21 protein-coding genes are annotated in these 23,615 nt (G+C 28.9%); 1 reads left to right on the top strand and 20 read right to left on the bottom strand.

Features of this window, described 5'->3' with window-relative positions; all coding sequences use genetic code 11:
- From Q1K13_RS06630 to Q1K13_RS06540, 19 genes are all read right to left on the bottom strand, one after another.
- A partial coding sequence (locus Q1K13_RS06630) for a bL21 family ribosomal protein (protein WP_300262819.1) occupies positions 1 to 89 on the bottom strand: 89 nt, incomplete at its 3' end.
- Positions 90 to 214: 125 nt separating this feature from the next.
- On the bottom strand, positions 215 to 1,657 hold the full coding sequence (locus Q1K13_RS06625) for an Rne/Rng family ribonuclease (RefSeq protein WP_300348680.1): 1,443 nt from the start codon (positions 1,655 to 1,657) through the stop codon (positions 215 to 217).
- A gap of 18 nt (positions 1,658 to 1,675) precedes the next feature.
- Positions 1,676 to 2,377: a TIGR03936 family radical SAM-associated protein gene (locus Q1K13_RS06620; RefSeq protein ID WP_300348678.1), complete on the bottom strand. Its 702-nt coding sequence runs from the start codon at positions 2,375 to 2,377 to the stop codon at positions 1,676 to 1,678.
- Positions 2,361 to 4,214: a TIGR03960 family B12-binding radical SAM protein gene (locus tag Q1K13_RS06615; protein ID WP_300348677.1), complete on the bottom strand. Its 1,854-nt coding sequence runs from the start codon at positions 4,212 to 4,214 to the stop codon at positions 2,361 to 2,363. The genes Q1K13_RS06620 and Q1K13_RS06615 overlap by 17 nt, the downstream gene beginning before the upstream one ends.
- A gap of 133 nt (positions 4,215 to 4,347) precedes the next feature.
- A complete protein-coding gene (locus Q1K13_RS06610; protein WP_300348675.1) occupies positions 4,348 to 5,202 on the bottom strand; it encodes a site-2 protease family protein in 855 nt (284 codons plus the stop codon).
- Positions 5,189 to 6,199, bottom strand: a complete 1,011-nt coding sequence (locus tag Q1K13_RS06605) for a peptidase M23 (RefSeq protein WP_300348674.1) — start codon at positions 6,197 to 6,199, stop codon at positions 5,189 to 5,191. Before Q1K13_RS06605 ends, Q1K13_RS06610 begins: the two co-directional genes overlap by 14 nt.
- Positions 6,200 to 6,321: 122 nt before the next feature.
- Positions 6,322 to 7,446, bottom strand: a complete 1,125-nt coding sequence (gene rodA / locus Q1K13_RS06600; protein ID WP_300348671.1) for a rod shape-determining protein RodA — start codon at positions 7,444 to 7,446, stop codon at positions 6,322 to 6,324.
- A gap of 146 nt (positions 7,447 to 7,592) precedes the next feature.
- Positions 7,593 to 7,865 (bottom strand): cell division topological specificity factor MinE, encoded by a 273-nt coding sequence (minE, locus tag Q1K13_RS06595; protein ID WP_300348669.1) that lies wholly within the window; start codon positions 7,863 to 7,865, stop codon positions 7,593 to 7,595.
- Positions 7,866 to 7,877: 12 nt separating this feature from the next.
- Positions 7,878 to 8,675, bottom strand: coding sequence for a septum site-determining protein MinD (minD, locus tag Q1K13_RS06590; RefSeq protein WP_300348667.1), 798 nt, complete (start codon positions 8,673 to 8,675; stop codon positions 7,878 to 7,880).
- A gap of 34 nt (positions 8,676 to 8,709) precedes the next feature.
- Complete coding sequence (minC, locus tag Q1K13_RS06585; RefSeq protein ID WP_300348665.1) at positions 8,710 to 9,348, bottom strand: septum site-determining protein MinC; 639 nt, start codon at positions 9,346 to 9,348, stop codon at positions 8,710 to 8,712.
- A 250-nt stretch (positions 9,349 to 9,598) separates the two neighbouring features.
- Positions 9,599 to 12,724 (bottom strand): penicillin-binding transpeptidase domain-containing protein, encoded by a 3,126-nt coding sequence (locus Q1K13_RS06580; protein WP_300348663.1) that lies wholly within the window; start codon positions 12,722 to 12,724, stop codon positions 9,599 to 9,601.
- Between the two features lie 8 nt (positions 12,725 to 12,732).
- Positions 12,733 to 13,230 carry a rod shape-determining protein MreD gene (gene mreD / locus Q1K13_RS06575; RefSeq protein ID WP_300348661.1) on the bottom strand — a complete coding sequence of 166 codons (498 nt, stop codon included), beginning with the start codon at positions 13,228 to 13,230 and terminating at the stop codon, positions 12,733 to 12,735.
- A gap of 15 nt (positions 13,231 to 13,245) precedes the next feature.
- Positions 13,246 to 14,097, bottom strand: a complete 852-nt coding sequence (gene mreC, locus Q1K13_RS06570) for a rod shape-determining protein MreC (protein WP_300348659.1) — start codon at positions 14,095 to 14,097, stop codon at positions 13,246 to 13,248.
- Positions 14,098 to 14,104: 7 nt separating this feature from the next.
- On the bottom strand, positions 14,105 to 15,130 hold the full coding sequence (locus Q1K13_RS06565; RefSeq protein ID WP_300348657.1) for a rod shape-determining protein: 1,026 nt from the start codon (positions 15,128 to 15,130) through the stop codon (positions 14,105 to 14,107).
- 19 nt (positions 15,131 to 15,149) lie between these two features.
- Positions 15,150 to 15,833, bottom strand: coding sequence for a RadC family protein (gene radC, locus Q1K13_RS06560; protein WP_300348656.1), 684 nt, complete (start codon positions 15,831 to 15,833; stop codon positions 15,150 to 15,152).
- A gap of 45 nt (positions 15,834 to 15,878) precedes the next feature.
- A complete protein-coding gene (locus Q1K13_RS06555; protein ID WP_300348655.1) occupies positions 15,879 to 16,457 on the bottom strand; it encodes a Maf-like protein in 579 nt (192 codons plus the stop codon).
- Positions 16,458 to 16,681: 224 nt separating this feature from the next.
- Entirely contained in the window at positions 16,682 to 17,497 is an 816-nt protein-coding gene (locus tag Q1K13_RS06550; protein WP_300348654.1) for an SPOR domain-containing protein, read from the bottom strand.
- A gap of 419 nt (positions 17,498 to 17,916) precedes the next feature.
- The gene (locus Q1K13_RS06545; protein WP_300348653.1) at positions 17,917 to 18,735 is read right to left on the bottom strand and encodes a PHP domain-containing protein; all 819 of its coding nucleotides are present in this window, start codon (positions 18,733 to 18,735) and stop codon (positions 17,917 to 17,919) included.
- 426 nt (positions 18,736 to 19,161) lie between these two features.
- Positions 19,162 to 20,613: an aminoacyl-histidine dipeptidase gene (locus Q1K13_RS06540; protein WP_300348652.1), complete on the bottom strand. Its 1,452-nt coding sequence runs from the start codon at positions 20,611 to 20,613 to the stop codon at positions 19,162 to 19,164.
- Between the two features lie 123 nt (positions 20,614 to 20,736).
- Here Q1K13_RS06540 and pyk point away from each other — a divergent pair, with 123 nt between their 5' ends.
- Positions 20,737 to 22,161, top strand: a complete 1,425-nt coding sequence (pyk, locus tag Q1K13_RS06535; RefSeq protein ID WP_300348650.1) for a pyruvate kinase — start codon at positions 20,737 to 20,739, stop codon at positions 22,159 to 22,161.
- 299 nt (positions 22,162 to 22,460) lie between these two features.
- Here the strand turns inward: pyk and rpsA are convergent, their stop codons facing one another.
- Entirely contained in the window at positions 22,461 to 23,597 is a 1,137-nt protein-coding gene (gene rpsA, locus Q1K13_RS06530; RefSeq protein ID WP_300348648.1) for a 30S ribosomal protein S1, read from the bottom strand.
- Positions 23,598 to 23,615: the final 18 nt, after the last annotated feature.

Here is a 23,615-nt window from a genome sequence, read left to right as displayed (position 1 = left end):
TCAACTTCAGCGTTAAGTTTTTCAACGAATAATACGTCTCCTTCTTGAACTCTGTATTGTTTTCCTCCTGTAGTTAATACTGCGTACATTAAAACACCTCCTCATAACGGTCTCGCCACTTAAGGTATAACTTATAAAAGCCATTTTAAAACCTATTCGTGAGCGGTTTACAAAGGTCATTCTATCATAGCCTATACCTTTTGTAAAGCTAAATTTAATATTTTTCAATATTCTTGACTAAATACTGACTTACACTCTCTATTTGATTTTTAAAGATTAATGGTTCAACTTTATAAAATTCCTTTGTTTCTTCAAAAGTTAAATAGATATTTAAATCTAAAGCACCAATATTTTTTAGAAATTCAAATATATTTCCTCTAATATCATCTTCATACATAGAATTAATTTCTATATGAAAATCCTTTATTTTTCCATCTCCATTTTTCTTTAAAATATCATTTTTTAAAAGAAGATTTATATAAGATAATTTAAGTCTTTTTCCGTGTCCATGACAACTTGGGCAGCTTTCTTCTATAAATTCATATATACTTTTACCTTTTCTATATCTAGTTATTTGAACTAAACCTAATTCAGTAAAAGGTAAGACCTTAGCTCTTTGCTTATCAGCTTTAAACTCATGTTTTAAAATATCTAAAATTCTATTTTTATTATCCTCTGAATACATATCTATAAAATCAACTAAGATTATACCACCTAAATTTCTAATCTTTATTTGTCTTGCTATCTCTATTGCAGCATTTTTATTAGTTTCATAAGCAGTTTTTTCTTTATTTCTATGATTTGTATTCTTTCCTGAGTTTACATCTATAACATACATAGCTTCTGTCTTTTCAATAACAATATCTCCCCCACAAGGTAGATTTACTCTATTATTTCTAAGACTTAATATTTCTTTTTCTATTCCATAATAATCAAATAGATTTCTAACCTCATCATATAAAATTACCTTTATATATTCAGAGTTAGCTAAGCTATCTTTTATTCTTTCATAATCTCCTAATGAATCAACAATTATTGAGGAAGTTTCTAAATCAATATCATCTCTGATTATCTTACTTATAAGGTCACCTTTTCCTAATAATTTCTTAGGATTTAAAGAGAATTTTCCCTCTCTAATAATTTCCTTATAATTTTTATACAATTCATCAATTTCAGATTGTATTTCTTCTATAGTTGCAAATTGAGCCTTAGTTCTTACTGTTATTCCTACTTCACTAGGTTTGATTAATAAATTTTCAAGTTCTTTTTTAAACTCTAAATTCTCAAACTTTCTAGAAATTGCAATATCATTTCTTGAAGTTTCTAAAACACAGTATCTTCCTGCTAGTGATATTTTTGAAGTAACCTTAGCCCCTTTGTTTCCAACCTGCTCTTTTATTACTTCAACTATTATCCCATCACCTTGTTTTAATCCTTTATCTTCCTCTCCAAGAACCATGTAAGCTTGTCTAGCATGCCCAATTTCAATGAAAGCACTTTTTATTCCTGGTACAATTCTTTTAACTACCCCTTTGTAGATTTCTCCTTGTACAGGTTCTAAACTTTCCTCTTCTATGTAGCACTCATTTAAAAGATTGTTATTTTTAACTGCAACCCTTAATAAATTCTCTCTTCTTTCTACGTATATATCTCTCATGAATTCACTTCCTAAAATCTAAATGTATTTGTATAAAGGAACTAAATTTTCTCCTTTGTATGCATACATCTCAACTCTTTTTATTTCTACGAAAGCTTCCTCTTTAACATTTGTAGTATTTTGTTTTATTACATTAGCTAAAAGGTCTGATGAAAGATTTTCTCTACTTCCACAGCTTATAGTTGTGTTTACAATTAAATAATCATCCTTAGTCCAGCATTTGAAATCTTTTATAAATGGTTTTATATCAGCTTCTTTTTCACCTTTTTTAGTTTTCTTTATTGTAACTATTTCTTTCTTGGCCATTAAAGCATTAACTTCTTCTAAAGTTTTAGAAATATCATTATATTTTATTTTTATTGTATAATTTGCAGCATCTAAAAGAGCCATTGCAGGTGGTAATCTCTTAACATTGTGAATAACAGGGCTTTTTGAAGCTTCTAAAAATTTAATTCCTCTTGCTGAGAATTCATTTAGCTTTTCTTTTACTGCCTCTACACTCATATCCTCTTCTAAATTTAAATCCATGTAGTCACCCTCTGAATAAACACCAACTGATAAAGGCTGAGCTATTGCTAGTGCCATATGAGGATTAAATCCTTTTGAATATTCAACTGGAAGTTCTGCTCTTCTAACTATTCTTTGAATTGTTCTCATTAAATCTAAGTGAGAAATAAATTTTATATCTGACTCTTTAGTAAATTTAATTAAGTATCGCACCTTCAAAACACTCCCCATCTTTAAAGTTTACATTTACTCCACAACCTGTACATCCTTTTCTACAGTTTTGAGTTGGTTCCCCAGTTCTTGCTTTTTCATTTTCTCTTTCAAGATATTTTCTTGTTACTCCAATATCTATGAAATCCCATGGTAATATTTCATCATAGCTTCTTTCTCTATAAGCATAGAAATCTCCATCTACATTACACTCTGCTAAAGCTTCTTGCCATAATTCAAAATCAAAGTATTCTGACCAACCATCAAATTTAGCACCTTTTTCGTAAGCTTTTATGATTACATCACAAATTCTTCTATCTCCTCTTGCTAAAACTGCTTCCATGTATGAAGTTTTTTGTTCATGGTAGTTGTAGTTTATACTTCTTGATTTTATAGCCCCTTTAACAGCTTTAATCTTCTCAGTTACAACATCCATTTTCTCCATAGGAGCCCATTGGAATGGTGTGAATGGTTTTGGTACAAGTATTGAAGTACTTACAGTAATTCTAAGTCCTTTATTTCTTATATGTTTTGGCACTTCAAAATATTTGTCTGCAATCTTTTCAGCTAATAATCCTACTTCAGCAGCGTCCTCTATTTTTTCATAAGGAACTCCTAGTATGAAGTATAATTTTATTGTACTCCACCCTGATTCAAAAGCACTCTTAGCAGCTTCTAATATTCTTTCCTCTGATAGACCTTTATTTATAACATCTCTCATTCTTTGAGAACCAGCCTCTGGTGCAAAAGTTAAGCCAGTCTTTCTTACTTTTTGAATCTCTTTTAATAAATCAACTGAGAAAGCGTCAACTCTGATTGAAGGCAGAGCAACACTTACGTTGTTCTTTCCATGTTCTTCTATTAAATCACTTACTAATCCTTGAATATCTGAGTAGTCACATGTACTTAATGAAACAAGTGAAACCTCATCATATCCAGTAGATTTAAGCATTTTTCTAGCCTGTTTTACTAAAGTTTTTCTACTCTTTTCTCTTACTGGTCTATAAATCATACCAGCTTGACAGAATCTACATCCATTAGTACATCCTCTAAATAATTCTAAAACAACTCTATCATGAACTATTTCACTATAAGGAACTATGAAGCTATCTGGGAATTCAACGTTATCAAAGTTATTAACTATTCTCTTCTTAACAGTTTTAGGTACATCATCATATTTAGGTTTAAATTCTTTTATTGTTCCATCTTCATTGTAAATAACATCGTATAATGAAGGAACATAAACCCCTTGAATATGACTTGCTTCTCTTAAATAAGCTTCTCTATCAAAGTTATCTTTATGCTTCTTATAAAGATCTAATAAATCATTTATAGCCTCTTCCCCTTCACCTAATTGAACTATATCAACTATATCATAGATAGGTTCTGGATTATAAGCACAAGGACCTCCAACTATTACTATTGGATCATTTCCTTTTCTTTCTGAAGCTCTTAATTTTACTCCACCCATATTTAACATGTTTAATATGTTTGTATAACTCATTTCGTATTGAAGAGTAAATCCTAGGAATTGAAATTCACTTATAGGATCCTTTGTTTCTAAAGCATAAAGTGCTATATCATTCTCTCTCATAAGCTTTTCCATATCTGGCCAAGGAGCATATACTCTCTCACAATATGTATCTTCTCTTTCATTTAAAACATGATATAAAATTCTTGAACCTAGATGAGACATTCCTACCTCATAAACATCTGGGAAACAGAATCCAAATCTTATGTCAACTTCTTTAAGGTCTTTTACAACTTCGTTAAGCTCTCCACCTACATATCTAGATGGCTTTTCAACTTTATATAAAATATCATCAGTTATTCTTACCATTTAGTTTCCTCCTACATTTCTTTATAAAAACATTAATTAAAATATTGATAATAAAAAGAGAAGTATATAAACTATACCCCTCTCATATTAACAAATTCTATTTTATCACAAAGAATAATTATAACCAATAACTTTATTCTTTTCCATACTTATTATAATATTCTCTCAAATTAATATTTCCAATGTTCTTTAAAATGTCTATTACTTCATTTTCTTTTAATATATATAATAAATTCATCTCATCATCTAAAATATAAAAAATATTAAATTTATTTTTATCAATAAGTCTTAGTAAATTAATCATATCCTGCTCACAGTAGACAGATGTTATTCTACTATCTATGTACTTCTTATTTATAAGTCTTTCCCTCTTTTTAGTTATATCTCCCATAATTATATACATTACCTTTCTTCTCTCATTATAGCTCAAATATAGAATAAATATTCCTGCGAGTAAGCTAGTTAAATTTATTCTATTTAAAATAATCATTGCACTTATAGAAAGTAAAATAAATCCTACTCCAAATATATAACTAAGCATTGATAAAATCTTATTTACCTTAGCAAATAAAAATCTTCTTTCTAATAAAGCTTCTACTATTTTTCCACCATCTAAAGGATATATTGGTAAAAGATTAAATATGCATAAAACTAAATTTATTTCAATAGTTGAATAAATATACTCATTTAAAGGAAAAAATCTATAAAATATAAAAAATAAAAGAGCTATAATTAAATTAAATAAAGGCCCTGCAAAGCATATAAATAATTTTTCTCTAAGTTCTAACTCATCAAAATAATTTATTTCTAATCTCGCTCCTAACAAATGAACTTTTAACTTTTCTGATTCAACACCTAATTTTAAAACTATAAAATAATGGGCAAGCTCATGTAATATTATCCAAAAGAAAGCTAGAGAAATATCTATAAAAAACCCTAAAACAAAAAATACTATTAGCTGAACTAATATTACTTTATTTGTTTTCACTTATTTTATCCTTTAAAAAATTCAAATGTTCTTTAGGGTTTAGATACTCCTCATTCAATAAAATTTGCAACAATACTCCATTAATTTCTCCCTCTGCTGACTCTCCTAAAACCTCATTTTCTTTTATCTCTTCCCCTTCATTTTTATTAACCTTACCCAAATTATAATATATAATACTTAGTCCATCTGTATGCTCTGTAATAACCTTAAAAACATCTTTTTCTTTTTTTATACTTTTAATTTTCCCCTTAATCAAAGAATTAACCTTTCCTTTTTTACCCTTTAAATAAACATAATCTTCCTTTATACTGAGTTTATCTAACTCTTTAACTTGTCCATCAAATACTATTACTGAACTTTCTTTCAAAAAATCTAATGCTGTTTTTTTAATCACACTAAATTCTGAAAAACTTTTAACTTCATTTTTTGAATTCTCAAGGTTTAATTTATTATGCATTTCATTTTTTCTATCTAAACTATTTTCTCCCTCTTTCTCTTTTTTATATCCATCCTCCATATTCTCTTTATGTAAAGTAGCTTCATCATCTTTTTTTAAGTATTCTTTATTATCACTTATTTTTTCATCTTCTAAAGAAATATTACCATTTCCTAAATAATCTATACCTTTATTCTCTCCAATCTTATGAACACCTCTGCTTAATGCTGAAACTATAAGACTATCTTCTAATACCATTTCCTTATAATATCCATCTGTTGATATTACATTTTTAAATTTTGCACTTAAACTATTAATAAAATCATTGTTTACATATTTCATTCCAAAAAAACTTAAAAAAATACACCCACTTAAAAATGATGATGTTATTAGTTCTTTATAGAAATATTTACTTATCTTTTCCTCTTTTAAATAACCTCTACCATTAAATTCATCTAAATCATAACAACCTAAATTTCTTTCAAACTTAGGAGAAGCACCATAACTTTTATTATTTATTTTTCTATAATAATTTTCATATTGCTTATTATAATTTCCCAAACTCTTCTCCTCTCTTAACACCATAATGATATTTAATTATATTTTTAAGAGGTATTTTATAGAACTTACAAATAAAAATTAAAAGCATAAAAATACAAAAAGTATTTTTATGCTTTTAAATATTAAAATTTTAATTTTTTCTTTCTCATAGATATATTTAAAACAAGAGCTATACTCATTACTGTGGTAAGAAGAGAACTTCCTCCATAACTAACAAGGGGCAATGTTATACCTGTAATAGGCATTATGCCTATTGTCATACCTATATTTTGTAATATTGCAAATATGAAATAGGATGCAAAACCTACACATATTATAGATCCAAATATATCCTTTGCTTGCCTTGCTGTGGATATTATTCTATATATCATTAAGGCGTATAAAGTTAAAAGGATTATTCCTCCTAATGTACCCCAATGTTCTCCTATAACTGCGAATATAAAGTCTGTTTGTCTTTCTGGAACGAATTCAGAGGAATATCCACCACTTTCACTTTTAAAATCAAGGCCTGTTCCAAAGAATCCTCCAGATCCTATTCCTATTTTTGATTGAGTTAACTGAAGATTTATACCAAGCTCATCTCCATCTGGATTTAAAAATCCAATAAGTCTCATCTTTTGATATTCTTTAATTAACCCTGAATTCCATACTAAAGCTATTGCAACTACTAAGGATAATAATCCAGCTCCTATAACTTTCATATCCAATCCAGCGGCAAAGAATATTCCAAGTGCTATGAAGAATGAAACCATAGTCATTCCCATATCTGGTTGCACAACTATAAATACCATTGGTATAGCAGCATACATTGCAACCTTTAAAAAGTTTCTTAAATCATTAATTCTTAAATCTACTTCATCCATCCTCTTAGCTAGCATTAGGATCATTGCTACCTTAGCTATTTCCGAGGGCTGAATACTGACTGGACCTAAGACAATCCATCCTCTTGCACCATTAATTACACTACCTGCAAACCTAGTTATTATAAGCAATACTATTGAACCCCAATAAAATATATCAACATAATTATAAATTATGTTATAATCCCAAAGAAGTATTAAATAAAGAACAACCAATGATATTATAAACCATAGAAATTGTTTATTAGCGAAAAAAATTCCCCTCTGTGCTCTTGTTCCTATATATATATTAAATATTCCAAATAGTATTATTAATATCATGGATACTAAAAGCTTATAATCAATCTCTCTTCTTAGTTTACTATCTAATTTTAGTTTACTAAGCATATAGTACCTCCAAAAAACATCTCTTTATTTACAACATTTATATAATACTTTATTTTCATCATTTTTAAATTACAAAATTCTGAACATTTTAAGAAATATGTACAAAAAGCTATCTCAAAAACTTGAAATAGCTTATATTTTCAAAATTATCTAGCTTTTCCTCTAATATTTTTTATAGGAATGTTAGCTACAAGTGATGGAGATTCTCCTTCAACTGGGTTTGACTTTGTAACTGTTATGTCAACATCCTCATTTTCAATTTCAACATACTTAGAAAGAACCTCTAATATCTCAAGTCTTATTTTGTCTAAAACTTCATCAGATAATTCTCCTCTATCATGTATTAATATAACTTTTAATCTATCTTTAGCAATTTGCTTAGGAGTCTGTCTACTAGAAAAAACATTTAAAAAACTCATTTTCTTTTCCTCCTAACCTTTTCTAAAGAACTTTAATATTGAACTAAAGATACCTTGATGTTCATTGCTTAAATCCATTATAGGAACATCTTCACCAATTATTCTTCTAGCTATATTTCTAAAAGCTTGGCCAGCAGATGCCTTTTCATCTAAAGCTATTGGTTCACCTTTATTAGTTGAAACTGTTATATTTCTATCATCAGGAACAACACCTAAAAGCTTGACTGAAAGAGTTTCTATGATATCTGATATATCTAACATATCACCATTTTTAGCCATTTCATAATTTAATCTATTGACTATAACTTCATGATTCTCAAGTCCTTTAGCATCTAGTTTTCCAATAACTCTATCCGCGTCTCTAACAGAAGTTATTTCTGGATTTACTACTACTATGGCTCTATCTGCCCCAACTATAGCATTTTCAAAGCCTTGCTCAATACCTGCTGGACAGTCTAAAATTACATAATCAAATTCTTCTTTTAACTCATTAACCAATCTTAACATTTGCTCAGGACTTATATCATTCTTATCCTTAGTTTGAGCTGTTGGTAATAAGTATAAGTTATTAAATCTCTTATCTCTTATTAACGCTTGTTTAGTTCTACATCTATTTTCTATTACATCTATTATTGTATAAACTATTCTATTTTCTAGTCCCATTAAAACGTCTAAATTTCTTAATCCTGTATCACCATCAACAACAACAACTTTCTTTCCTTGTGATGCTAATGCTGTTCCTACGTTGGCAGTTGTAGTTGTCTTTCCAACTCCACCTTTTCCTGATGTTATTACTATCGATACTCCCATTACTTTCCCTCCAATTTAAATATGTACTATAACCTTAATAAGAATATTTATCTGGTAAATATGGTTCTACAATCACACTATTATCATCATTTAATCTTGCAAGTTCTGGATAACCAGTCTTTTCAAAATCATCTGGTGATATTGTAATTCTACCAGCTATTGAAATAAGTTCAGGTTCTAAAGAATAAGCTGCAATCACTGCACTTCCATTTCCATTATCCCCTGCAAAAACTTTTCCCTTTAAATCACCTAATACAATCACATTACCATGAGCTCGTACTTCTCCACCATTATTTACATCCCCAATTATTATTAAATTGCCTGAATAATTCAAGCATTGACCACTTCTAACAGTTTTTCTTATAAATTTTGTTCTACCTTCATAAACTCCAGAAAATACATTACTCTGTTTCTCTTCTCTTTCTTCAAAAATACAATCTTTTATAAGAATTTCATCAAAGAGTACATCCTTTAATTTAGACATTTGCCTTTCATTTATATGGGTTAAATCTGTTGTTATTATAAGAGTAGCTCCTTTATAGAACTGTTTTCCCCTACTTAATTTTTCAACTAGAGAATCAAGCATTTCATCAAAATTCCCAAATTTATCCATATTAATAATGGCATTTATTCCTTGTTTATTTCCTTTTATAAAAATTTTATCATCACGCATAGTAAACTACTATCCTCCAAGCTTATAACCCTTTTATTATAAACGCAAGTCATTTTATTTAATTAATTTACATATTCTATTATATAAATTATTTTTAATTTATAAAAGAACTTTATGCAATAAAGTAACAAAAATTTGAAAAAAGAAACTATATTTTCAAATTAATAAGTCACAATATTTAATTTTAAAGTTTTTTTCATCAAGATTATGAAAAATAGGCCTACAGAAATAATATTCTGTAAGCCTATTTTTAATCTGCCATTTCAACATTTTCTTTTTTATTTTTATCAGTATTTTTTGATTCATCAGTAGTGTTTTTCTTTCCAGTATCTCCACTTACCTTTTCTTTTGATTTTTCATCAGTTGTTTTTTTTGAATCATCTTTACTTTCAGAAGATTTAGTTATTCCCTCTAAACTTTGTGCATTGCCTTTTCCTTCTGCTTCAAGCTTATTTGTAATATCTCCATCTTTAAGATTTTCTAAAGGTGGATTTAAAGTAAAGTCATATGATGAACCTTCATAATAATGAGGCTTATATCCAATTTTCTTTAACTCTTCTCTAAAATAAGTTTCATATATTGCCTTTGCAACTTCTGCTCCAAAATATCCATGACCACCGTCATAAATGACTGTAGCAACAGCTATTTTAGGATGATCTACTGGTGCAAATGAAATATAAACTCCATAGTCATTTCTTCCATATTCAGATTGATCATTTCTAAAGGTTGCTGTACCTGTTTTACCACCAGTTGGTATAGGAAATCCTCCCATTATAGAAGTTGCAGTACCATTATAAGCCCCTCTATAATTATTAACTTCCCACATTCCATGTTTTATTGCCTCAACATTTTTTTGTGAAATATCAACCTTTCCAAGTACTTCTGGTTCAAATTTTTCAACAACTTTTCCCTCTGGGTTTGTTATTTCATCAACTAAATGAACCTTATATCTTGTTCCTCCATTAACTAATGTTGCTATATAACTTGCAAGCTGTACTGGAGTAAAGTTACTTGTACTCTGTCCTATGGCTGCGTCAGTTAAGTTTCTTGGTGCAACTATTTGATATGCTATATCTCCTACAACCCAAGTTACTGTTTTTTGAACTGTTAAATTTATTGCCTTAGTAACTTTTTCTTCTTCATCTTTTGCTTTTATTCCATTAAAACTCTTTACACTTTCTTGGTAATCTGGATCTATATTATATAAATCTCTAAAACTCTTTTTAAGATTCTCAGATAATTTTTTTTCATCTATAGGGCTTCCATTTCCAATTTCATTTAAAGAGTCTTCTATATTTTTCTTTATTGCTTCTTTAGCAGAGGCAAGTTCCTTTGAATCTCTATCATTAATTCCTATATTTACTTTTGGGAATTCCGCACTTGATGCATTAACATAAGTTCCCTTTTCTAAAGAGGAAACTAATGTGAATCTCATAAGTGCAATTGTTTGCTTTTTATATGATTCAAAATTATAAACTTGACCAAAGTTTTCTGATATTTCAATACCAGTTGATGCCTTTTCATTTGAACCTGGTTTTACTCCAAGTCCATACTGCCAAGCATATTTAGCTATGGAATCTAAAGCCTCTGTGCTCTTTTTATTATATCTTCCATTTCCAACAGCATCTCCACCATTTCCATAGTAAAGTTTTGCACCTGCATTATAGAAAAAGGCATTTGATGATCTAGCGAATGCTTTATTTAAATCTACTATTCCACTACCAGTATTTTTAGCTCTTGGCCAGTTAGCAGGATTCTTACCAAATATTTCCGGGTATTCTTTACCAAAATTAACACCATTTGAATATACGGTTGTACCAAAGTTTATAACTCCATCTTGTAGTGCCGCAGTGGCTGTGACAGGTTTAAAAGTAGATCCTGGTGGAATTAATCCTAAAGTAGCGTAGTTAAAAAATCTTTTTGGATATAAATCATATATATCTTCTCTAAGACCAGTTTTTTCATCCTTAGGAAATAAATCATCCACTGTTTTATTTAAATGATCTTCTGCTATAATTTTTTTAGCAAAAGCTTCATAATCTGGTTGGAAATATTCCTTAGATACTTTTGGATCAAGTTCTCCCTTGGCAAATTCATTTGGATTAAATCCTGGTTCACTTACTAAGGCTAATACTCTTCCTGTATCCACTTCTATGGCAACAGCTGCCCCTCTTGTAGCATTTTTAGTTTTTACACCATCTGTTATACCATTAGAACTTAATTTTTTTAACACATGTTTTAACATAGTCTCAGCTGAGTATTGAATATCTTTATCTATAGTTAACTTAACGTTATTTCCAGGATAAGATTCTAAATCATAAAGTTCCTCTGTCTTTCTTCCAGATGAGTTTACTTTTACTGTTGTTCCACCCTTAACTCCTTTTAATTCATTTTCAAAAGCAGCCTCTATACCCGCTTTTCCTATAAGGTCAGTTGAAACATCATATCCTTTAGCTTCATATTTTGCCTTTTGATCTCCATTAATTGAAGAAACATATCCTAGTACAGATGACCCTAATTCACCATATGGATAATATCTCATAGGCTCTATACTTACATCTATACCTGGCAAATCATTAAGCTTTTGATAAAAATCAAAAGCTGTATTTTTATCAATATCCTTTGCTATAGTAACAGGTTTATATCCTGAGAAACTCTGCATTTTTATAGCATCTTTAATTACCATGTAACTTCTTAATTGTTGTAGAGAATATTTTTTCAAAAGAATATCTGTTAATTTTTTTGGATCCATCTTAGCATATTCTTTTGCTTGTTCTTTTGATGGATTTAAAAGATCATATAATTTATATTGTTGAACTAAATAATCAAATACTTGCTCTGGAGTAATTTTCATTAACTCATTATCAATTCTATCCTCTTCCTCAACAGTTAAATCCCCTTCTTTATTCTTATAAAGCTCATTTTTAATTTTATCACCTAATCCTCTATCCTTTTTAAATCTTAGTTCTTCAGCCTTTGTACCAGATGTAAAATCAAAATAAAGCTTTCCTTGATCATTTATTCTTAACTTAAAATTATCTATAACATCTTGATTATGAGATTTAAGTATTGCATAAACCTTATCCATAGTAGTATAGAAATTTTTCTTTGATTCATCAGTTTCTGTAAATATTAGTGTGTAAGTCTGTCTATTGGTAGCTAAAACGTCCCCATTACTGTCATAAATCTTTCCTCTTGGTGCCTGTTCAGATAGAAATCTCATTGATCTAGTATCAGCTCTTTGTTTATATTCTGCATAATTAAATACTTGAAGATAAACTAATCTAGCAACAATAGAAACAAAGACCACAATCATTATTCCAATGAGAACTTTGTACCTATCTATCGGCGCCTTTCCATTATTCGTACTTCTCATCAAACCACCTATTTTTTACTTATTTTCCAATCTCTCTTCATAAGCTCTCTATTACATAATCTGTAGACAAAATTATACATAAAAAATGCTATGAATATGTTATAAAGTACCATAATCCAGAAATTCAATAAATTTGTTCTTATGTGTAAAAACCATAGTACAATAGCTACAGCAAAAAACTTTATTATAGTTAGTATTCCAACCGAAATAACTGGAACAAATTTTTTATGTTTAAATACACTTTCTCCTATGTATGCAGCGACTAAACATATTAACATATTTATTAACATGTTTACTCCAAAGACATTTACAAAATAAACATCTTGAAGGAACCCTGAGAACACACCTATAAATAAAGCTTCCCAGTATCCACTCATTAATGCATATAGTATAGCAAATGTGAATAGTAAGCTTGGATAAACTCCTTTAATTGAGAAAAAAGGCATTAAACTATTATCTATAATAAATAATAAAATACATATTAATATCAATATTACTCTCTTCAAACTATTCCCTCATTTCTAATACTTAACTACGCCATCTCTTTCTGCTGGTGGTACTACCACAAATAATTCTTGTAAATTATTAAAATCAACATATGTTTTTAAGTTTGCAGTTTTCATAACTTTAACATTATCAGATTTAACTGATGTTACTTCACCTATTCTTATTCCTTTAGGATAATATCCTCCAAGACCTGATGTAACAACTACATCTCCTTTTTTAATAGTTGAATTCATAGGTAAATTAGTTATTTCAACTTGCATCTCATTACTACTTCTATATCCTTTAACTATTCCATCCCCTGAATTTGTTTCACCTTCAACAATACCAGCAACTGCCACATTTTCATTTAATAATGTTTGAATTTTAGACCAGTTTGAATGTACTTCTGTAACCACTCCAACTAATCCTTCTGGAGATATAACTATATAATCTTTTTTTATACCATCTTCTGAACCTTTATCAATTGTATATCCTTCTACAAAACTATCTCCACTTTTTCCTATTATGTTCGTTCCAATATATTTATATTTATCATTCTTTTTTGAAAAATCAACCATTTCTTTTAAAACTTCATTTTGACGCTTTAATTCATTGTACTCAACTAACTTATTTTCTAATTCTAAATTTTTCTTCTTTAATTCATTATTTTGAGTCTTAACATCAGAAAAGTTATAAAAGAAATCAAAAACACCATGAACCTTATCAGTTGTTATATAAACTACTTTTTGAACAGGATTTAAAACCTTACCAACACCACTTGAAACAGGATTTTTAGAATCACTCTTAACTGTATAAATAATTATTCCTAAAAAGGCAACTGACAGTACTATAACAGTTACTGCCAGTTTATTTTTGAAGAATTTCATTATCTTCCTATCCTCTTTGTTGTTTTACTATTAAATCAAACTTTTCTAAAGCTTTTCCAGTACCTAAAGCAACACAATCAAGAGGTGATTCTGCTATATGAACAGGCATTCCAGTTTCTTTGTATATTAATTCATCTAATCCTTTTAGGAATGCTCCTCCTCCAGCAAGCATTATTCCTTTATCCATGATATCAGCTGCTAATTCTGGTGGTGTTTTTTCTAAAGTAGTTTTGATTGATTCTATTATTGATGAAACTGGCTCTTTTAAAGCACTTCTTATTTGTCCTGCATCAACAACAACAACTTTTGGAAGACCTGTTATTAAGTCTCTTCCTTTTATGTCCATTGTTGCTTCTTCTTCTTCATCTGTTTTGTAAGCTGAACCAATTTCCATTTTTATTTGTTCAGCAGTTCTTTCACCTATCATTAAGTTAAATTCTCTCTTAATATAGTTGATTATTGATTGGTCTAACTCATCACCAGCAACTCTTAATGATTTACTAGTAACTATACCACCTAGTGATATTATAGCAACCTCTGTTGTACCACCACCAATATCAACAATCATACTTCCTGTTGGCTCATCAACTGGAAGTCCTGCTCCAATTGCAGCAGCCATTGGTTCTTCCATTAATATTACATCTCTTGCTCCAGCTTGCTTAGTTGCTTCTTCTATAGCTCTTCTTTCAACCTCAGTTACTCCTGAAGGGAAACAAACTATTATTCTTGGACTTGTGAATGCACTTTTATTTGTTATTTTTTCGATAAATCTTTTAAGCATTGTTTGAGTAACATCAAAGTCTGCAATTACACCATCTTTAAGTGGTCTTATAGCTACTATGTTTCCAGGTGTTCTACCTATCATTTGCTTAGCCTCAGTACCAACTGCTAAAGATTTCTTTGTTAAGTTGTTTATAGCAACAACTGAGGGTTCTCTTAATACGATACCTTTTCCTTTAACAAATACTAAAGTATTTGCAGTACCTAAATCTATACCCATGTCTTTTGTCATTCCAAAATTAAATAAACCCATTTTTAATCCCCTTTCCTAATCATAAAACGTCCTTTTCTTTAAGACTTATGAATCTGTTATCTCCTATTATTAAATGATCTAAAAGCTCAATACCCATCATTTTCCCACATTCTTTGAGTCTTATTGTTATGTTTATATCATCATTACTGGGTGTTGGATCACCTGAAGGATGATTATGACATATTATTATAGATGCTGCACTTTCCTTAACAGCTTCTTTAAATATCTCTCTTGGATGTATTAAGGATGAATTCAAACCGCCTTTAAACACTTCTTTTTTTGATATCACCTTGTTTTTTGTATCAAGAGTAACAACAATCAATACTTCCTGCTGTAACATTCTAAGTTCATCTAAAACTAAGTCTGCAACATCAGAAGGTTTTGTTATTTTAACCTGTGATATTTCAGAAGCTTTGAATCTTCTATAAAGTTCACACATGGCTAATATTTGAGTTGCTTTCGCCTCTTTAACACCTTTAACTTCCATAAGTTCCTTAGCAGAGGCTTTAAAAAGTCCTCTTAATCCACCAACACTATGTATTATTCTATAAGACAATTCAACTACATTTGAATCCTTATTCCCAGTTCTAAGTATTATAGCTAAAAGCTCTTCATTAGATAAATAATTTGCTCCATAACATAAAAGTTTTTCTCTTGGTCTTTCACTTGATGGAATCTCATTAATTTTTAGGTTGTTAGACATATTTTACTCCTTTAAGAAATTAACATGTCCCTTGAAAGTTCTTTACTATAATATCGTTATGTTATACTTTGCTAGTATTTTATACAACTTGTTCAAGGGCAATCCCATGACATTGTAATAACAACCATTTATACCCTCTACAAAAGTTCCTCCTAAACCTTGAATACCATAAGCTCCTGCTTTATCCATAGGTTCACCAGAATTTATGTAATTTCTAATTTGTCTCTCTGATAATTCTGAAAAAATAACCTCTGTAAAGTCATAGTCAGTTATTACAGTATCATCTTCAGTATTTATGATACAAATACCTGAATATACCTTATGAGTATTGCCACTTAATGAAGATAACATACTAAAAGCATCTTCTTCATTTTTAGGTTTTTCCATAACTTTTCCATTATAAAAAACAACCGTATCCGCAGCAATAACTATAGCTGGTTCTTTAAGTCTTTCCGAAACATCTATAGCTTTATTTTTTGACAAATTTTGAACATATTTTTCAACATCTCCACTGAAGCTTATGGTATCTTCATCAAAGTTTGATTCTAATACTTCAAATTTTTCAACTAATTTTGATAAAATCTCTACTCTTCTTGGAGATTTTGATGCTAAAATAACTTTCATTTTTCCACCTTACATTACTTATAAAAAGCTTCTAAATAATCTTATTTTACCTAAAATAAGGTATTATATTCTTATCCTATATAGTTTATCATTTATTATTTTTATAAACAAGTATAAATATACGCATAATGCAAATTATAACAGAAAAAATGAAAGAGAATTACGCTCTTTCATTTCTATTATAATTTAAAAATATGTGAATATAAATTAAAAATAAATTACAATTATTTATTTACTCTAAATTTATTTAAAGTATTAAATACTATTTGATAACTTTCTTCTATATTTTCCTTAGTTATCTCCTCAGGAATATTATTAATTCCTTCTTTTAATTCTTTAAATACCTCATAATTTTTTGAATCTTTATCATCTTCCAATTTATTTACCCAAGCTTTAAATTCTGAAGTTTTAACCCCTTTAACTGAATCTTCTTTTAACTTGTCTATTATATTAACATAACCATTAACCATCTCTATTATTTGATTACTACATAGATCAGTTCTAGGAATAACAAATCTTCCTTTAGTGCTACTTACCCCCTTAGCTTCTAAATCTCCTACAAGCTTTTTAGCCTCTTCTTCATTCCCTATATGAACTATAACCCTATAATTTTCACCCTCACTCAATGAAACTGCTATATGATCCTTCTCTAATTCAGACTTTATTTTGTTTGCATTATCTTTATTTGAATAAAAACCACATTGAACCATTACATATTCTTGTCCTTCTTTATTTGAAGTTGGTGCTATTGGTTTTTTCTTTTCTAACTCTGTGGATTTTTCTTCTTCTTTAGGCTTTTCTGCTTCACTTTTTTTGCTTTCCTTATCTTTATTATCACCATTACTAACATCTTTACTAATTGCTTCTTTTTCACCTGTAAGCTTTCCCTCTGGCCATATAAACTTAGACATTATTGTAGATATAAGAAGCGCTATAACAACAACTCCAACAAAAAGGAAAATAAAATTTTTACCATCATTATTGTTATTATTTCCTCCACTTCTTTTCTTATTTTTTACATCAATTCTAGTGTACTTCACCCTTTTCCCCCAACCTTTCTTATATTTTAGCTTTACTTATTATATATATTTTACAAATTATGTAAAAAACCTCCCATAAAAATAAATATTATGAAATTTAACATTTTCATAACATTTATTATCTTATGTAATATCATCATAATATTGTTTGTTTCTAATAAAATATCTGTTTTAAGTGAGTGTTAATTTAAAAAAACTAAAAGACCTTTTTAATTAGAAGTTTAGAGTTTCATTGAATATGAAATAATAATAGAGTTACAAATCTTTTTATAAGTAGCTTTAAAGAGATAGCTAAAACAAATAAAGATTTTAAACATAGACTTAATAAAAAAAGTTGTATCTCCCCTTAAAATTTACAATGGATTTTTTCCCATAAATTTCAAGGTTCTAATACAACTTTTATAAACCTAATTATTTTATTAATTATCTAATAAATCTTTTCTTGTATAAAATTCTGGCATTCCTAAACTTCTTTTTGAAATTAAGCCCCCATGATAGTCTGAACCACCTGTTATTATTAGATGATTTTTTTTACAATAATCTACTAGATATTTTATTGTTTCTTCATCATGATGAGGGTGATAGCACTCTATTCCATCAACTCCCCATTCTCTAAATAAATTCACCATTTCATCTAGTTTAAATTGTGATTTTCCATACTTAGGGTGAGCTAAAACAACTATTCCACCAGCTTCTTTTATTGTTTTTATTACATCCTTAGGATGTGGAAACTCTGGATATCTTAATGCTCTTTCCCCTATGAATACTTTATTAAAAAACTCATCTATATTTTTGCAAATTCCTCTATCTATTAAAAAGTTAAGAGTTTTCCAACCACCTCTTGAAGGATTATGCTCGTAAGCTAAGTAATCATTAAAATCTATATCATATCCAGCCTCAATTAAAAGTCTTATGGAATCATCATCTTTCTTTTTAAGTAATTCATGATTTCTACTTATTAAATCAAGAAGTCCTTTATTATCTTTATCAAAATTATAAGCTAAAATATGAAATTGTTCTCCATTAATTATGCTTGAAACCTCAATTCCAGGAATAAACTTTAAATCCATTTCCTTAGTCATCTCTTGAATTTCATCTAAACTTCCCATTGAATCATGATCTGTTACAGAAAATAATTTTATATCTTTTTCAACTATTTCTTTTAATAACTCCTTAGGACTTAAGGTTCCATCAGATGCTTTAGTATGCATATGTAAATCAGCTCTTATTAAATCCATATATTCTTCCTCCAAATTAGTATATCCAATTTATTTCTATATATTATTTTAAATAAAGATTCTATTTTAATATAGTATTGATTTTAGCTATTCTATAAGTCCTAATTAACTTTAAACAAAAATCAAAATTTTGAACTTATGTCCTCTAGTGAATGTTAGAAATCAATTCCTATTTAAGTTTTAATATTCTAGTATAATAGCTAAAGCGAATAAACTTTCTCTAGTCAACCCACTTTGCTTCTTAACTCTATTCTTTTCCCATATTCAATGAAAATCTAAACTACTTATTAAACAAAAATCAAAACCTAGTTAAAATATAGCCTTAATAAAAGACTAGGTTAAGTATAAAATATTCATCATACTTAACCTAGTTTATAACTTATTATTTGTTTTAATTAATATATAAATTAAAATATACTATTTTAACTATTTAATTTCTTTTAATATTTCAATTAAGAAATCCCAAATATGTTTAACTGAAGAAATGCTTACATGCTCATTTGGAGTATGAACATCATACATATTTGGTCCAAATGAAATCATATCTAAGCCTTCTACTTTTTCTCCTAATAATCCACACTCTAATCCTGCATGAATTGCTATTATTTCAGGTTTCTTACCTGTCATATTTTCATAAACTTCACTACAAAGTTCTCTTATTTTTGATTCTGGATTATATTGCCAAGCTGGGTATGGTGCATGTATTTCAAATTCTAAACCTAAAACTTCAGCTATGTCAGCTATTTGAGTAAGAATTTTAGTTTTTAATGTTTCAACTGAACTTCTTGTTGAGCCAGCTAATACTATCTTATCATCTTCAGTGTGTATAACACCTAAGTTTGTTGAACTTTGGACTAATCCTTTCATTTCTACGCTATAACTATCAACACCATTTGGCATTAAGTTTATAGCTTTTATAGTTTTGAAAGTTTCTTCCTTTGAACAAACCTTATGAACTTCTTCGTTCTTAACTACTTTAACATTAACTCCATTATCATTAGCATGGTATTCATCTTTTAATATTCCATCCCACTTTTCAACTAACTCTTCTAATTTTTTAACATCATTTTTTCTAATAGCTAGTAAAGCATCACATTCTCTTGGAATAGCATTTACTTTTGATCCACCATTAATTGAAATTAATCTTATATCACAATTGGCATTAACTTCATCTAAGATTCTTCCCATTAATTTATTTGAGTTTCCTCTTTGCTTATCTATTTCCATTCCTGAGTGACCACCTTTTAGTCCTCTTAAAACTATTTCATAAGCTTCGTAGTCACTTCCCATTTCTTCAAACTTTACAGGTATTATTAATTCATTTCTCGCACCACCTGCACAACTTACTAAAAGTTTTCCTTCTTCTTCTGAATCTATGTTTAAAAGGTATTTACCCTTTAATAAGCTTCCATCTAAAGCAATAGTTCCACCCATTCCAACTTCTTCATCAGTTGTTACTAATAATTCTATAGCAGGATGTTTTATATCATTTGCTGCTAATATAGCCATACCATATGCAACTGCTATTCCATTATCAGCTCCTAATGTAGTTCCTGTTGCATAGATATAATCTCCATCAACTCTTAATTTTATAGGATCTTTTTCAAAATCATGTATAGTATCTTTATTTTTTTCACATACCATATCCATATGACCTTGTATTATAACACCTGGTGCCTTTTCATATCCTGGTGTTGCAGGTTTTCTAATTATTACATTTAAGGCTTCATCTTGGATTACCTCAAGATTTAATTCCTTTGCAAATTTAACTAAATAGTCACTTATTCCTTTTTCATTGCCTGAACCTCTTGGAATTTGTGAGATTTCTTCGAAATATTTAAAAACACTTTGTGGATTTAAATCTTTTAATACTTTCATTTTTTACCCATCCTTTCCTACTATTGTGGTAAAATATAAATAAATTATTAATTTATTTTATTATATCAAACTTTTTAACCAATCACTAAACTATTTTAGTTTAAACAAAAAGAGGTGGTTTTTATGCAAAAAACAAAAATGATATTTACAATTGGTCCTGCAAGTGACTCTGAAGAAGTTTTAAGAAAATTCATAAGAATAGGTATGAATGCTGCAAGATTAAACTTTTCTCATGGAGACCATGAAAGTCATAAAGAAAAAATAGAACTTATTAAGAGACTTAGGAAAGAAGAACAATCAGCTACTGCTATATTACTAGATATAAAAGGTCCTAAAATAAGAACTCATAAATTTAGTAATGGAGAAGCTGAGTTAAAAGATGGAGATGAATTTATTTTTTCTTGTGGAGAAGAAATTTTAGGTGATAATACTAAATGTTCTATCTCTTATTCAGAACTATATGAAGACATAAAACCTGGTGGTTCCATCCTTGTTGATGATGGACTTTTAGAATTTAAAGTTAAAGAAGTAAAAGGAAAAGATATAATATGTGAAGTTGTTGAAGGTGGTATTATAAAAGACCATAAAGGTGTTAATGTACCAAATGTAAAAATTAAATTACCTGCAGTAACTGAAAAAGATAGAAGTGATTTAATCTTTGGATGTGAAATGGGGGTTGATTTTGTAGCAGCTTCATTTATAAGAAAAGCAGAGGATGTTCTTGAAGTTAGAGAAATATTAGATTCTCATGATGGAAAAGACATTAAAATAATTTCAAAAATAGAAAGCCAAGAGGGTGTTGATAACATAGATTCAATAATTGAAGTTACTGATGGTGTTATGGTTGCTAGAGGTGATATGGGTGTTGAAATTCCTCTTGAAAATGTTCCAATAATTCAAAAGGAAATTATAAAAAAATGTAATCAAGCAGGAAAAATTGTTATAACAGCTACTCAGATGCTTGATTCTATGATAAGAAACCCTAGACCAACTAGGGCTGAGGCATCTGACGTATGTAATGCTATATTTGATGGAACAGATGCAATTATGCTTAGTGGTGAGAGTGCATCAGGTAGTTTCCCAATAGAGGCTGCAAGTACAATGGCTAAGATTGCAAAAAAAGCTGAAGCTAATTTAGATTATCACTATCTTTTAAGAAGATTAAAAGATCCAAATCCAAATCCAGATGCCTTTGCTGATGCAATAAGCTATTCAGCTGCAAAAACAGCCAACAAATTCCCAACCAAGGCAATTGTTGCTGCCACTCAAACTGGATCAACAGCTAAAATATTATCAAAATATAAACCTAGCTGCCCAATAATAGCAATTACTCCATATGAAAAAGTAAGAAGAAGCTTAGCTCTTAACTTTGGAATAATTTCTAAAAAATGTGCTTACTTTAATAATACAGATGAAATTGTTAACGAAGCAAGAAAAGTGGCTGAAGAATATGAAATAGCTAAAAAAGGCGATAATATAATGGTTGCTGCTGGTTTTCCAACATCAATTACTGGTGGAACAAACATGCTAAAAATCGAAAAAATCTAATATTAATATATAAACATAAAAGGGGATGTATCAAAATATAATAATAAAACTTACAAATATATTCCTAGAATTACTAGATTTCGCTAAGAATTTATAATCATTACTACGAAAATATCACTAAAGCTTAGAAACTTGCTACGCTTCGAACAATCTAAGCTTTCTAACGTGATATTTTCTACGTAATAATTTAAATTCTAAAGCTCATCTAGATATTCTCTTCATATTATTTGTAAGTTTTATAAAAAGTTATTTTGATACATGCCTTTTATTAATTCTATAAAGTTTTATTTTGCAAAAGCTTATAAGTTTAGATCCTTGAATAAATCAGCTAGTGAGTAACCTTCCTCTTCATCGTTGTATTGTTTATATTCATTTGAAGTTTCTGTAGCATCTTTAATGCTTAGGCTCATTTTTTTATTTTCATCATCTATGCTTAAGATTTTAACCTTAACTTCTTGACCTAGTGATAACACATCTGATGGTTTAGCTATATTTTCATCAGTAATTTCTGATATATGAACTAAGCCTTCTATTCCAGGCATTACTTCTACGAAGGCACCTACTTTTATAAAGTTTGTAACCTTTCCATTTACAACATCTCCAACCTTTAATCCTTCTAATGTTTCCCAAGGATTTTTAATAACATCTTTTAATGAAAGGGCTACTCTTTCCTTTTCCATATTTACTTCTGAAACAAATACCTCCACTTCATCATCAACAACCACAACTTCTTCTGGGTTATGAACTCTTGACCATGACATATCACTTATATGAACTAATCCTTCTACTCCACCAATATCAACGAAAGCACCAAATTTAGCTAATCTAGTTACTTTTCCTTTTCTCTTTTCTCCCTCTTTAATTGAACTCCAAAGAGCTTTTTTTTCATTATTTCTTATTTCTTCTTCAACAATTCTTCTTGAAACAACTACTTTCTTAGCCTCTTTATTAAACTCTATAACTTTAACTTCTAATACTTTACCTACTAATTCTTCTAAGTTTTCTATTCTTCTTCCTGCACATTGAGAAGCTGGCATGAATATTCTTATTCCATTGAAATCTCCAACTAATCCACCTTTAACAACTTCTTTTAATTTAACACTTATTAAAGTTTCTTTTTCAAAGGCATTTTTTAAATCATCCCATACTTTTATAGCATCAGCTCTTCTTTTTGATAGAAGTACGTTTCCCTCTCCATCATCTCCACTTAATACCATAACAAATATTTCATCATCAATATTTATTGAGTTTATATCAAAATCTTTATCATTAGACATTTCATTTCTTGGAACTATTCCATCAGCAAAGTGACCTATATTAACTATGATTTCATCATTTTTTACACTAATTACTTTTCCCTTTACTATTTCTCCTTTATGAAAATGCTTTAATTCAAAGCTATCCATTAAATCTGACATTGTAAGATTTTCATTCATTCTTAACATCTCCTTTAT

Origin of the sequence: Clostridium sp. (assembly GCF_029267215.1) — a bacterium.
Lineage (GTDB): Bacteria > Bacillota > Clostridia > Clostridiales > Clostridiaceae > Sarcina.
Note: the sequence above shows the minus strand (reverse complement) of the source record. Positions and strands in the feature narration are given on the sequence as shown.